General features: G+C 51.4%; 14 protein-coding genes. 7 read left to right on the forward strand and 7 right to left on the reverse strand.

The genetic code is table 11. From position 1 onward, the window contains the following. Positions 1–351 precede the first annotated feature (351 nt). The 7 genes from phsA to OGV98_RS06425 all read left to right on the forward strand — a co-directional run bounded on the left by phsA (position 352) and on the right by OGV98_RS06425 (position 7,625). On the forward strand, positions 352–2,625 hold the full coding sequence (gene phsA, locus OGV98_RS06395; RefSeq protein WP_138828681.1) for a thiosulfate reductase PhsA: 2,274 nt from the start codon (positions 352–354) through the stop codon (positions 2,623–2,625). A 14-nt stretch (positions 2,626–2,639) separates the two neighbouring features. Beyond that, entirely contained in the window at positions 2,640–3,218 is a 579-nt protein-coding gene (gene phsB, locus OGV98_RS06400) for a thiosulfate reductase electron transport protein PhsB (protein ID WP_003838976.1), read from the forward strand. Next, positions 3,215–3,982, forward strand: a complete 768-nt coding sequence (gene phsC, locus OGV98_RS06405; RefSeq protein ID WP_003838979.1) for a thiosulfate reductase cytochrome B subunit — start codon at positions 3,215–3,217, stop codon at positions 3,980–3,982. The genes phsB and phsC overlap by 4 nt, the downstream gene beginning before the upstream one ends. A gap of 139 nt (positions 3,983–4,121) precedes the next feature. Continuing rightward, complete coding sequence (dacD, locus tag OGV98_RS06410; protein ID WP_032936755.1) at positions 4,122–5,294, forward strand: serine-type D-Ala-D-Ala carboxypeptidase DacD; 1,173 nt, start codon at positions 4,122–4,124, stop codon at positions 5,292–5,294. Between the two features lie 123 nt (positions 5,295–5,417). After that, positions 5,418–5,885: a DNA gyrase inhibitor SbmC gene (sbmC, locus tag OGV98_RS06415; RefSeq protein ID WP_003838984.1), complete on the forward strand. Its 468-nt coding sequence runs from the start codon at positions 5,418–5,420 to the stop codon at positions 5,883–5,885. A gap of 107 nt (positions 5,886–5,992) precedes the next feature. Further along, positions 5,993–7,051 carry an FUSC family protein gene (locus OGV98_RS06420; RefSeq protein WP_202581177.1) on the forward strand — a complete coding sequence of 353 codons (1,059 nt, stop codon included), beginning with the start codon at positions 5,993–5,995 and terminating at the stop codon, positions 7,049–7,051. 238 nt (positions 7,052–7,289) lie between these two features. Continuing rightward, entirely contained in the window at positions 7,290–7,625 is a 336-nt protein-coding gene (locus tag OGV98_RS06425) for a DUF496 family protein (protein WP_003030187.1), read from the forward strand. Between the two features lie 40 nt (positions 7,626–7,665). Here OGV98_RS06425 and OGV98_RS06430 read toward each other — a convergent pair whose 3' ends face one another. The 7 genes from OGV98_RS06430 to OGV98_RS06460 all read right to left on the reverse strand — a co-directional run bounded on the left by OGV98_RS06430 (position 7,666) and on the right by OGV98_RS06460 (position 13,652). Further along, the gene (locus OGV98_RS06430) at positions 7,666–8,532 is read right to left on the reverse strand and encodes a GHMP family kinase ATP-binding protein (RefSeq protein ID WP_032936756.1); all 867 of its coding nucleotides are present in this window, start codon (positions 8,530–8,532) and stop codon (positions 7,666–7,668) included. A 92-nt stretch (positions 8,533–8,624) separates the two neighbouring features. Beyond that, positions 8,625–9,839, reverse strand: a complete 1,215-nt coding sequence (locus OGV98_RS06435; RefSeq protein WP_003030191.1) for an acetate/propionate family kinase — start codon at positions 9,837–9,839, stop codon at positions 8,625–8,627. Further along, positions 9,824–10,276, reverse strand: coding sequence for a propanediol utilization protein PduV (gene pduV, locus OGV98_RS06440; protein WP_003838992.1), 453 nt, complete (start codon positions 10,274–10,276; stop codon positions 9,824–9,826). The genes OGV98_RS06435 and pduV overlap by 16 nt, the downstream gene beginning before the upstream one ends. 4 nt (positions 10,277–10,280) lie before the next feature. Continuing rightward, complete coding sequence (pduU, locus tag OGV98_RS06445) at positions 10,281–10,631, reverse strand: propanediol utilization microcompartment protein PduU (RefSeq protein ID WP_003030198.1); 351 nt, start codon at positions 10,629–10,631, stop codon at positions 10,281–10,283. Then, on the reverse strand, positions 10,631–11,185 hold the full coding sequence (gene pduT, locus OGV98_RS06450; RefSeq protein WP_003030201.1) for a propanediol utilization microcompartment protein PduT: 555 nt from the start codon (positions 11,183–11,185) through the stop codon (positions 10,631–10,633). The genes pduU and pduT overlap by 1 nt, the downstream gene beginning before the upstream one ends. A 2-nt stretch (positions 11,186–11,187) precedes the next feature. Next, a complete protein-coding gene (gene pduS, locus OGV98_RS06455; protein ID WP_003838995.1) occupies positions 11,188–12,543 on the reverse strand; it encodes a cobalamin reductase PduS in 1,356 nt (451 codons plus the stop codon). Then, positions 12,540–13,652 (reverse strand): 1-propanol dehydrogenase PduQ, encoded by a 1,113-nt coding sequence (locus OGV98_RS06460; protein WP_138828679.1) that lies wholly within the window; start codon positions 13,650–13,652, stop codon positions 12,540–12,542. The genes pduS and OGV98_RS06460 overlap by 4 nt, the downstream gene beginning before the upstream one ends. Positions 13,653–13,654: the final 2 nt, after the last annotated feature.

Here is a 13,654-nt window from a genome sequence, read left to right on the forward strand (position 1 = left end):
AATAGTGAGATAATCAGCTATGGTATTATCGAAGCTGGATTGTGTACGCAATAAAGTTGAGATAAACAGGACTTTTTATAGAATTAATAAATAAATTCCGCACTGTTAAAATAAATTACGGGAATAAAATATCTTGGAGTTGCGGATTTGTAAACAATCTAATTGATAACCATTATTGTTATTTTCTTCTTCTTTTATTGTGTTCTGGAAACTTTAAAAGTCTTTTATAAACAAAGGGTTTTTATTTGTGTCAATTCGCTGTCATGCATTGTAATGAAATGTGATTGATGTAAAAAATAAATATTCTAAACGCCATATAATTATTGGATATATCTAATAACAGGAGGTTATATGAGCATTAGTCGGCGTAATTTTTTGCGAGGAGTGGGTATAGGCTGTTCAGCCTGTGCGATAGGCAGTTTCCCGCCTGGGGCACTGGCACGAAATTCTCCTGAGAGTATCAAAGGGAAGACATCCCTGACGCCAAGTTTGTGTGAAATGTGTTCTTATCGTTGCCCGATACAGGCGCAGGTAATTAATAACAAAACGGTTTTTATTCAAGGGAACCCTAATGCGCCTCAACAAGGCACGCGTGTCTGCGCTCGTGGCGGCAGCGGCGTTAGCCTGGTCAACGACCCTCATCGCATTGTTAAACCCATGAAACGCACAGGACCTCGCGGGAGCGGAGAATGGCAGGTTATTAGCTGGGAACAAGCGTATAAAGAAATTGCCGAAAAAATGACGGCAATCAAAACGCAGCATGGTCCTCAGGGCGTCGTGTTTTCTTCTAAATCCGGTTCGCTTTCAGGGCATTTATTTCAACTGGCGACGGCTTTCGGATCGCCAAACACCTTTACGCACGCGTCGACATGCCCGGCCGGAAAATCGATTGCCGCCAAAGTTATGATGGGCGGCGATTTGGCCATGGATATCGCCAATACCCGTTATATGGTCTCTTTTGGTCACAACCTTTATGAAGGGATTGAGGTTGCCGAAACGCATGAACTGATGACGGCGCAGGAAAAGGGCGCAAAAATGGTCAGCTTCGACCCCCGTCTGTCCGTCTTCTCCAGCAAGGCGGATGAATGGCATGCGCTCAAACCGGGCGGCGACTTGCCGGTGTTGATGGCCATGTGTCACGTCATGATCAATGAAAAATTGTATGACGCGGACTTCGTTGCGCGCTACACCACAGGGTTTGACCAACTGGCAGAAGCAGTACAAGAGACCACGCCAGAATGGGCGCAACAGCAAGCTGATGTGCCTGCTGATGTCATTGTTCGGGTCACCCGAGAAATGGCCGCCTGCGCGCCTCATGCTATCGTCAGCCCGGGCCATCGTGCGACGTTCTCGCAAGAAGAAATTGATATGCGGCGCATGATTTTTACCCTCAATGTGCTGCTTGGCAATATTGAGCGTGAAGGCGGTTTATACCAGAAAAAAGCGGCGGCAACTTATAATAAGCTGGCCGGAGAGAAGGTCGCTCCGGTGCTGGCAAAACCCGATGTCAAATTACCCAAGCCAACGGCGCAGCGTATCGATCTGGTAGCCCCGCAGTTTAAGTACATCGCGGCGGGCGGTGGTGTGGTGCAAAGCATCATTGATGCTGTGTTAAACCAGACGCCTTATCCGGTGAAGGGATGGATTATGTCCCGACACAACCCTTTCCAAACCGTTACCTGCCGACCGGATCTGGTCAAAACCGTTGAACAGCTCGACCTTGTGGTCAGTTGTGATGTTTATCTAAGCGAAAGCGCGGCGTATGCCGACTACCTTTTGCCTGAATGTACTTACCTTGAGCGCGATGAAGAAGTTTCAGACATGTCGGGTCTGAATCCAGCCTATGCCCTGCGCCAGCAGGTAGTAGAACCTATTGGTGATGCGCGTCCAAGCTGGCAAATCTGGAAAGAGCTGGCCGTGCAGTTAGGCCTTGGGCAATTCTACCCATGGCAGGATATGCAAACGCGTCAGTTATACCAGCTTAATGGCGATCATGCGCTGTCTGCTGAACTGCGTGAGAAAGGGTATCGGGAGTGGGGTGTTCCGTTACTGCTGCGTGAACCTGAAGCGGTGCGTCAGTTTGTGGAGCGCTATCCGGGCGCGGTGGCGGTTGACAGCGACGGTACCTATGGCGAGCAACTGCGCTTTAAATCCCCTTCAGGAAAAATAGAGCTTTATTCTGAAGAGCTGGAGACGCTCCTGCCTGGCTACGGTATTCCGCGCGCGCGCAATTTTGCGCTCAAAGGCGATAGTGAGCTCTATTTTATCCAGGGAAAAGTGGCGGTTCATACCAACGGTGCGACGCAATACGTGCCACTGCTTAGCGAGTTGATGTGGGACAACGCGGTGTGGATCCACCCGCAAACAGCCCGTGAAAAAGGCATCAAAAGCGGCGATGACATCTGGCTGGAAAATTCGACCGGCAAGGAAAAAGGCAAAGCGCTGGTCACCGCCGGAATTCGGCCCGATACGCTGTTTGTTTATATGGGATTTGGCGCCAAGGCGGGAGCCAAAACCGCAGCGACAACGCACGGTATCCATTGCGGTAATTTGCTTCCGCATGTTACCAGTCCGGTTTCCGGTACAGTGGTGCACACCGCTGGCGTTACGCTTCGTCGGGCATGAGAAAGGAGAACATCATGAATCAAGCAACAAACCCTTATGTCATGCTGCATGACGAGAAACGCTGTATCGGCTGTCAGGCATGTACGGTTGCCTGCAAAGTTTTGAATGACGTGCCCGAGGGATTTAGCCGTCTACAGGTGCAGATCCGTTCACCCGAACATGAACCCGAGGTGCTATCCCACTTCCAGTTTGTTCGCGTTTCCTGTCAGCATTGTGAAGATGCGCCGTGTGTCAGCGTTTGTCCGACCGGTGCGTCATTTCGCGACGAAAATGGCATTGTGCAAGTGGATAAGTCTCGCTGTATTGGCTGTGACTATTGCGTTGCCGCTTGTCCGTTCCACGTCCGTTATCTCAATCCGCAAACGGGAATTGCCGACAAATGTAACTTCTGTGCAGATACCCGACTGGAGACTGGACAATCGCCCGCCTGCGTTTCCGTTTGCCCGACAGATGCGCTGAAATTTGGTCGTCGTGACGACCCGGAAATTCAGCACTGGATAAATCAAAAAGAGGTTTATCGCCAGCAGGATACGCGTAGCGGCCCGGTGAGTGTTTATCGGCGTAAAGAGATCCATCAGGAGGGTAAAGCATGAATTCTATCTGGGGAGCAGAGCTTAACTATGCGCCGGACTACTGGCCGCTGTGGCTCATTTATGCAGGCGTTGTTATTGTGCTGATGATTGCGGGCCTGGTTATACACGCGCTGTTACGTCGGATGTTGTCACCCAAAACAGCTACTGGAGAAGAACATCGGGATTACCTCTATTCGCTGGCAGTTCGCCGCTGGCACTGGGGTAATGCGCTGCTTTTTATCCTGCTTCTGCTGAGTGGCCTGTTTGGGCACTTCTCTGTCGGACCGGTGGCATTGATGGTGCAGGTACATACCTGGTGCGGTTTCGCCCTGTTGGCCTTCTGGGTTGGTTTTGTGCTAATCAACGCAACCAGCGGCAACGGTTGTCATTATCGGGTGAAGTTTAACGGGTTGATATCACGCTGCTTGTTGCAAACGCGCTTTTATCTGTATGGCATCATGAAAGGTGAGCCGCACCCGTTTGCAGCAACGGCAGAGAGTAAATTTAACCCGCTACAACAGTTGGCTTATCTGGCCATCATGTATGCGCTGGTTCCGCTGTTGATCATTACCGGGTTGTTATGTCTCTACCCGCAGGTAATAGGGGCAGGGCCTGTGATGCTGGTGCTGCATATGGTGTTGGCGATTGTCGGCTTACTGTTCATCTGTGCACATATTTACCTGTGCACGCTGGGTGACACACCGGGGCAAATTTTCCGCAGCATGATAGATGGCTATCATCGTCATCGCAGCCATCACGCAGAGACAGCACCGCGCAAAGGCTAATGCCCGCCGCGGTTGATATCTGAAAACCTTTCCTTACAGCAAGAAAATGTGCCTTATGTCACATTTTCTTGCAATTTATCCATGTTTGTTCGCCAGAACTTCCGTAAAAAGAACGGCTATTTTTCCATTTCCTGAGGACATGCTGTTGAAACGCCGTTTGTTTATTGCCGCTTCACTCTTTGCGATGAGTTTTTCGCCCGCGTACGCGACCGAGGTCGTAAGCTTTTCCCCACAGCCACCTGCGATTAATGCCGGAGCGTGGGTATTAATGGATTACACCACGGGCCAAATCCTGACAGCCGGAAATGAACACCAGCAGCGCAACCCTGCCAGCCTGACCAAGCTGATGACTGGTTATGTTGTCGATCGCGCAATCGACAGCAAGCGTATTAGTCCGACAGATATTGTCACCGTTGGGCGCGACGCCTGGGCGAAAGATAATCCGGTATTCGTCGGTTCATCCTTAATGTTCCTGAAAGAAGGGGATCGCGTTTCTGTGCGCGACCTGAGTCGCGGGTTAATTGTTGATTCCGGTAATGATGCCTGTGTGGCGCTGGCGGATTACATCGCCGGAGGGCAGCCACAGTTTGTCGCGATGATGAACAACTATGTGCAAAAGCTGAACCTGCGTGACACGCATTTTGAAACGGTACATGGTCTGGATGCGCCAGGTCAGCATAGCTCAGCTTACGATCTGGCCGTGCTGTCGCGAGCTATCATCCATGGAGAGCCGGATTTCTACCATATGTACAGTGAAAAAAGCCTTACCTGGAACGGAATCACGCAGCAAAACCGTAACGGTTTGTTGTGGGATAAAACCATGAACGTCGACGGTCTGAAGACTGGGCATACCTCCGGCGCTGGATTCAACCTGATTGCTTCTGCTGTTGATGGGCAGCGCCGCCTGATTGCGGTTGTGATGGGGGCGGAGAGTGCGAAAGGACGTGAAGACCAGGCGAGAAAATTGCTGCAATGGGGACAAAAGAACTTCGATACCGTGCAGGTTTTACGTAGCGGTAAGCAGGTCGGTATTGAACGGATCTGGTATGGCGATAAAGAAAAAATTAGCCTTGGCACAGAGCAGGATTTCTGGATGGCCCTGCCTAAAGCCGAAGTCGCGAATATCAAGGCAAAATATGTTCTTGATAAGAAAGAACTGGTCGCCCCCATCGCTGCCCATCAACGTGTGGGGGAAATTGAACTCTACGATCGGGATAAACTGGTGGCGCACTGGCCTCTGGTTACGCTGGAGTCTGTCAACGAAGGTGGCGTCTTCTCGCGTCTGAGCGATTACTTCCGCCATAAGGCGTAGTTTTTCCTGATGTGCCTGACTGGCAAGAGTGCGAATCTGCTCACATAATAATCACTGATTCCTTGTGGCCGTCATACCTAAAAATTACACTGTATATAAATACAGTGTAATAACGGAGGTTATATGGAGTACGAGATAAAGCAGGTCGAGAAACGCATAATTGCCGGTTTCCATATGGTTGGACCGTGGGAACAAACGGTAAAGCAAGGTTTCGAACAGTTAATGATGTGGGTCGACGGTAAGCAGATCGTACCGCTGGAATGGATAGCCGTTTATTACGACAATCCTGACGTTGTTCCGGCGGAAAAACTGCGTTGTGATACCGTGGTGTCTGTGCCTGAAGGTTTTGAGATCCCGGAAAACAGTGAAGGGGTGATCCAGACCGAGCTGGCAGGTGGCGACTATGCTATAGCCGTTGCGCGCGTTGAAAATCATGACTTCGCGACGCCGTGGTATCAGTTTTTTGAGCGCCTGATGCAGGATTCGACGTATGCGATAGCCGCTAAACCCTGTTTTGAAGTTTATCTGAACAACGGCATGGAGGACGGTTACTGGGACATTGAAATGTACGTGCCGGTACAGTTGAAGTAACTGTTTTTGGTGTAAATCAGGATGAATGTCCTGGTCATCAGGATGATGTTTTCACCGTAAAAACAGGTACAATTCGCTTCTTTGCTATTCCCTGACGGAGTGCATGAGTGCGTGCAGATAAGTCGCTGAGTCCTTTTGAAATTCGTTTGTATCGTCATTATCGTGTGGTGCATGGCATTCGCATTGCGCTGGCGTTTCTTCTTACTTTTCTGTTGGTACGCCTGTTAAACATTCCCGAAGGTACATGGCCTCTGATCACGCTGGTGGTGATTATGGGGCCAATTTCTTTTTGGGGTAACGTTGTTCCCAGAGCGTTTGAGCGTATAGGCGGAACGATCCTGGGCTCGGTGCTTGGATTGATTGCCCTGCGTCTGGAACTCTTTTCGCTTCCGCTAATGCTGATCTGGTGCGCGGTGGCGATGTTCCTCTGTGGCTGGTTGGCGTTGGGTAAAAGGCCGTATCAGGCGCTGCTGATTGGCATTACGCTTGCCGTGGTCGTGGGGGCGCCTGCCGGAGATATGAATACCGCGTTATGGCGCGGTGGCGACGTTATTTTGGGTTCGTTACTGGCGATGCTGTTTACTGGCATCTGGCCGCAGCGGGCATTTATACACTGGCGTATCCAATTGGCACATTGTGTGACGGGATACAATCGGGTGTATCAGGCCGCGCTATCCCCTAATTTGCTTGAGCAACCGCGGCTTGAGAAGCATTTACAGCAGCTCTTAAGCGACGTTGTCAAAATGCGCGGACTCATCGTTCCCGCCAGTAAAGAAACCCGTATTCAAAAATCCATTTTTGAGGCTATTCAAACGGTTAACCGCAATCTGGTCTGCATGCTTGAGCTGCAAATTAATGCGCTTTGGGCCAGCCGCACCAGCCACTTTGTCATGCTGAATGCACAAACTTTGCGTGAAACTCAGCTCAGGACGCAGCAGGCGCTACTGACGATAACCCACGCCTTGTACGAAGGGAATCCGCAGCCGGTGCTTGCCAATACGGAAAAGCTCAATGACACCGTGGCGGAGTTGCGTCAGCTCATTGCTGAGCATAAAGGCGATAATGTCGCAGAAACGCCCATTCACGGCTACATTTGGTTGAACATGGAAATGGCGCGACAGCTGGAGTTGCTCTCACATTTAATCTGTCGCGCGCTGCGCAAATAAAGAGCAGATGAGGCGATAGGTTCTACTGCTGCTTCGATTCAGCAAAGATTAGAGGTATGATACTGAAAAAGGCTAAAACCATTGGTAACTGCAATGGCTTTACCCTCGATAATTCAGGTTTCAACCATGCATTGTCGATGCAGATGCAACTTGAAGTATGGCGGGCATGAAAGTAATGTTGACCCACTTTAGCCGTTGTTTTAACGAATCCGAATCTCACATTATCAGGGGTGTAAAAATGGAAACTACCAAGCCTTCTTTCCAGGACGTGCTGGAATTTGTTCGTCTGTTCCGTCGTAAAAACAAACTGCAACGTGAAATTCAGGACGTTGAGAAAAAGATCCGTGACAACCAGAAACGCGTTCTGCTGTTGGACAACCTGAGCGACTACATCAAGCCTGGAATGAGCGTGGAAGCGATTCAGGGCATTATCGCCAGCATGAAAAGCGATTATGAAGATCGTGTTGATGATTACATCATCAAAAACGCTGAGATCTCTAAAGAGCGCCGCGACATCTCTAAAAAGCTGAAAGCGATGGGCGAAGTGAAAAACGCCGATGCGAAAGCTGAGTAACGATTTTATGCTCGTTTGGGTCGCTGCTTAGCGGCGGCCCTTATTGCAGTTCGACCCCGCCAGTTACCATCCGCAACAAATGTTGTTCCGGCCAGTGCAATGTTAATTTTTTCTGTGTCAGCATCCATTTTATGTAGTCCACATCATGACGCCTTCTGTCGAGCATCAGACCGACGACGCTGCCGCTGTGCGCGACGTTGACGCCATATAAATCACATTCTTCTACCAGTGCTAATAGTGAATCAAAATCTGGTTTAGGTAACAGCAACTGGCTGGCGATCGCGCTCAGCGTGGCGGCTTCGCCCATCCGATAAGGGTTTTGACTGATACAGGCTTCCTGTAACTTTTCCCATGCGCGTTTCAGGGCTGGGGCGCCCGCCAGTAACCCTGACTGACGTGGAGTACGGTGATAATCAGCAGTAAGCAAGGTTTCCGGACTTTCGAGAACCAGCAGATCGAGTTGAGGCTGGGATTCACAGGCAATTTGCGTGGAGGCGTCGTTATGATCGAACAGCGTAAGCTGGCGGAAAACGGTGCTGTCGGTAGGTTCCAGCGAAACGCAAAGCTGAGCCAGAGTGGATTCGTCTAGCTGATGCCCCAGATACTGTGCCGTGGCGATTGCCGTGGCGGCGATATCCGCTGTGCTGCTGGCCATCCCTTTAGCGACAGGAATGGTTGACTGGACATCTATTCGGATATCCTGACTCATGTGTGCCGGGTATTGCCAGTGCAGCAATAACCTCTCAACCATTGCCCGCGAAAGTGGACGTTCATCTGTCAGCGGTGAACCTGAAGTGACCTCAACGGTGCTATACCATTCAACCGGGCAGGAGACCAATTTCTCACTGCCCAGAATCCAGCCCTGGATAAGTTCTCCGCACGATGCGGGACATTGCGCAACAGCCACGTCTTCACCTATGTGATCAGCAATCCTCGGCGCATAGTGTCATGGCGATCGCGCTATTACCATGATTTGCCGCAATTTGCGGTGCTGCAGTATTATGCAGGAATGCCCAATGTCACAGTTTCAGATATCGCTAAACGCATAACGTCTTGCGCAATCATTAGCTCTTCATTGGTATTAATCACTGCTACTTTGACCATCGCATTTTCCGTTTGAATGAAGGTGGCATTACGCTGATTTTTTTCCTCATCAACGGCCAGACCCAGGAAATTCAGATTGCGACAAATCGCAGCGCGCGCCCGTGCGGAGTTTTCGCCAATACCACCGGTAAACACCAGGGCATCCAGACCGCCCATCTGCATAATATAGCTACCAATGGTGGCACGAATGCGCTCAGCAAAAAGCGTCAACGCCAGCGCAGCCTGGTGATTGCCCGTATCTGCGGCATGTTCAACGTCGCGGTAGTCAGGTGAGATGCCAGAAACACCGAGCAATCCGGACTCATTGTTGAGCAATTGGTTGAGCTGCTGCGGTGTTTTGCCTTCTCGCAGGGCTATCCAGGGCAAAATAGATGGATCAATATCGCCACTTCGCGTGCCCATCATCACGCCAGATTGTGGTGTAAAGCCCATTGACGTATTCACCGATTGTCCGCCTTTGATGGCGCAGATGCTGCTTCCGTTGCCCAGATGACAACAAACAACGCGCAGGGCGCTGAGTGGCACACCCAGTTTTTCAGCAAGCTGTGAGCTAACGTATTTGTGGCTGGTACCATGAAAACCGTAACGACGAATACCCAACTCGACATAGTAACGCCAGGGCAGGGGATAGATGAAAGAAGGCTCATCAAGCGTTTGATGAAACGCGGTGTCGAACACCGCAACGGCTGGCGTTTTGGGCAATAGCTGGCGGAATACCGCGATCCCCAACGCATTTACCGGGTTATGCAGAGGAGCCAGTTCCGCGAGTCGCTCGATTTCTGCCAGCGTTTCATCAGTTACCAGCGCGGAGTCTTTAAAGGATTCCCCGCCGTGTGCGACGCGGTGGCCAACGCCGTCGATCTCTTCCAGACTGCTGATAATGTGGTGGTTGAGCAGTTTTTCCAGAAGCAACGTTACGGCTTCACGGTGATCGGCTACGGGCAAAGTTTCCTGCCATTTCTGCGCTGGCGTTTTTAGGGTGACCTGTGCATCAGACAAACCGATACGTTCTATCAAGCCCTGGCAGATCATTTCACCCTGCGGCATCGCCAGTAGTTGAAACTTAAGCGAGGAACTACCTGCGTTAATGGCCATTATTTTGTGAGACATGAAGGTTCCTTTGCATTCAGAAAAATGAACATCTCATCGACCCCGGTATTCTCCAGCGCGCTGGTGACAAATACTTTTTGCGCACCAGCCTGAGCTAACCAACTCTCCACAAGAGAAATACGCTGCGGGTTGGCTAAATCGGCTTTGGTAACGAGGCCAATAACGGGTCGGTTCATTGGTCCGGTAAAACCGGGAGAAAATGGTGACCACGGCGCGTCAGCATTGAGTACCAGCGCAATAATGTCCGCTTCACAGGCGCTGGCCAGCAGCGCACTGTACAGGCAGCGGTTCTCAAGATATTCACCCGGTGTGTCTATTGTCGTAGGTGACCAGACTATGGCCTGGGTCTTCTGATAGTGAAGCACCTCTCCGCGCATGCACTGCGTGAGCGACGTTTTACCGCACTGGCTGGGGCCAATTAGCATGATACGTTTCATGAGATTACGTCCGGGTGATGGGACACGCGGTAAAACGCATCATTTCGCCCAGCGTTCGGGTTACCTGTTTCAACGCGTACTCAACGGCTGAAACATCGCCCGTCAGTACCACCGCGCCGGTAAACCGGTCGAGAAAACCAATCTCTACCGCCCCTGATTTCGTGGCGATATCACAGGCGATGATTGAGGCTTCGCTAGGAGTAATGGTCAGAATACCGATCGCAGAAACCGAATCTGGTAATCCCAGTTTCTTGAACAAATCCTTACCCGGATTAGCGATAAGATGCGCTAATGTGACCTGTTTGCCAGGTACATATTCCTGAATCATTCGATCCGTGGTGGGTTGCCTTTCCATTATCCCTCCACCATCTGTCGCCACATGCTTTCATGCGGGCGAGGAATGACCGAGCGGTAAACCAGCAGGCCTTTTTCACCCGCACTTTCACTGGCAACCGTCACCGCGTTATTCACATCGGATACATCGCCGGCAACGACCATGTAGCACTTGCCGCCAATACCAAATGCCATATGGACGCGGACCAGCGTGACGTTGGAGGCTTTAACCGCCCTGTCGGCGGCGCAGATGCAGGCAGCAACGCTCCATGTTTCGACAATACCAACTGCCTGACGCTTATCTACGCTGTTTAGTCCGCTGATTGCGGGGAGTACGCTGGCATGAATGTTGGGGAGTACCAGACTATCAACGAGCATATCACCAGCAAGAGATGTTCCAGTGGCAATCGCCTGTTGTACGGCACCTACGTCACCACCGAGCATGAGTAGAAATTTTCCCGGGCAGATGGTCTTGCTGACCAGTAAATTCACATTCGCGCTTTTTAACATGGCATCGCCAGCTTCCATTCCTTTGGCAATGCTGGTGAGTTCTAAAATCCCTATAGCCTGAGACATGATTAACCTCTTATTACCGTGATGGATTGCTCAGTGATTTCGCTGACAATACCGTCAATACTGGCGTGAACAGGCGCGCCTAATGCACCGGACGGCACATCGGCAACGCATTGACCGCGAACAACGCGTTCGCCTTGTTCTACACATGGGATAGCGCTGGCACCTATATGCTGGCGTAACAACAGCGTCGTTTTATCTGTGGAGTAGTCAGTCTCAGCCAGTGGCGCATCGTGATACCAGTCGCTAAGGCCCAGTTTGGTAATAAGGCGCTTAACCGGGATCAGCCGGTACTTCGCCATTTCATCCTCAGGATTTAGCGGCCCTTCATAACGATGGTTGAGCGCCCGCAGCTCGCGTTTAAGCATGCGGTTGATTCGCATCGGCGAAATCCCAACTGGACAGGCAACGCTTTCACACACATTGCATTCTGAGCAGGTCAGGGCCGTGAGCAGCAATTGCGGCGTGGCTGCCTGCTGATAATTAACCGCACGAACCAGCAGATGCGGGGATAATTCATGACCGATCAAATGCCTTGGGCACAAATCCGTACACAAACGGCACTGCTCGCAAACGGTTTTTGCAACAGAAAGCACAGTGCGTTCATCCTGCATCCGCCGCTGAATCAACGCATGAGACTTAGGCAAAACCAGCAGGCCCCCGGTGGTCTTGCTGACTGGGGTATCCAGTGAAGTAATCAGGCCGCCCATCATCGGACCACCGTTAATAAAGCCGGGATCGTCAACGGTTGCACCCCCGGCCAGCGCCAGAACGTCACGTAAAGACATTCCGATAGGGACTGTGAGTGTGATGGGACTGGCGACTGCGCCGTTAACGGTCAAGGTACGACGCGTAACCGGGTACTGCTGCTCAACTGCTCTCGCGATGTTGAGTACGGTCTGGACGTTATTGACCACTACGCCGACGCTGACAGGCAGCGCGGCAGGCGGAACTCTCCGGCCTGTTGCCATCCAGATGGTCAGAACCTCGTCACCTGCCGGGTAGACATCGGGCAAAATATGTAAGCGGATCCCGGCAGGCAGAAGGGGCGTTAATGCATTGATAGCCTGTTGGTATTTCTCTTTGAGCGCAATAATTCCGGAACTGGCTCCGGTAGCCGTCATGGCATATTGAACGCCGTGGATAAGTCGCTCAGCCTGGACGGCCATCAACTGCTGGTCAACTTTCAGCATTGGCTCACATTCAGCCGCATTGACCAGAAAAGTATCGACCTGCGCCTGTAATTTTACGTGAGCAGGAAAGCCTGCGCCTCCGGCTCCGACAACACCCGCTGCGCGAACGCGTTCGCGAATTGTCTGCGCATCATAGAGCGTGGACTCTGCCGTCATGGCTGTCTTCATAATAATTCCTCAAGCAGTTCCTGCATGGCACTGGCGTCGGCAACACGAGGATTGGTTTGCAGCGTGACATCAGCCAGCGCGGCCTGAACCATCATCGGGATACGTTGCGACCAGGCTTGCTTTCCGTCTTTAAGCGCGTCAACTAAAGAAGGCAACGCACACTGTTTTTTGAGTAGCTCGATATGATGAATGAGCGCATTCAATGCCGCTGTATCGTTCGCGTTATCCGGGCATAAATGGCAGGCTTTAGCGAAACGCGCATAGCGCTTCGCAGCCCGCGGATCGCGAGCATTAAAATGAATGACATGGGTCAGCAGCAGCGCATTGGCAAGTCCGTGTGGCAGATGAAACTGACCGCCCAACTGATGGGCAATCGCATGATTGATCCCCAGTCCAGCCTGACTAAATGCCATTCCCGCGAGCGTTGACGCATTGTGCATTTTCCCTCTGGTTGCCAGGCATTCGCCTTTGCTGACGGCGACAGGCAGATACTGGAAGACGATTTGAGCCGCTTTTTCAGCTAGTGCATCGGTGAAGTCGCTGGCCTTCGTGGACACGTATGCCTCCAACGCATGCGTTAACACGTCCATGCCGGTATTCGCGGTTATGGCTGGCGGTACGCTGACGACCAGCGTTGGATCAAGGATGGCCATGTCTGGATAAAGCGCATTATTAAACAATGGATATTTAATGCCTTTATCCGGATCGCTAATCACGCAGGCGCTGGTTACCTCGGAGCCCGTACCGCTGGTAGTGGGAATTGCGACACAGGTTTCAATTTCAATACCGAACTGTCGGCTGAACCAGACGATGGCCTTTGCGGCGTCCAATGCTGAGCCGCCACCAAAACCCATCACGATGTCCGGTCGCAGGGACTGCATTTGTGCAATCCCTTGAACTACAGTGCTGATGGTGGGATCGGGGGTGATATCGCTGAAAATGCTGATGCGGTTATCCGCTGGCAGAGCGTTGCGCAGCTTTTCAATCAGGGGAGAACGCGCGAGAAAACCATCGCAAATAATCCAGATATGCTTATTCGTGAAGCGCTTGAGCACATCCAGACTTCCCTGGCCGCTGTACAATCGAGTTTGCAGTGAAAAGCTATTCATAA

Origin of the sequence: Citrobacter sp. Cf136 (genome assembly GCF_030333815.1) — a bacterium.
Taxonomy (GTDB): domain Bacteria; phylum Pseudomonadota; class Gammaproteobacteria; order Enterobacterales; family Enterobacteriaceae; genus Citrobacter; species Citrobacter freundii.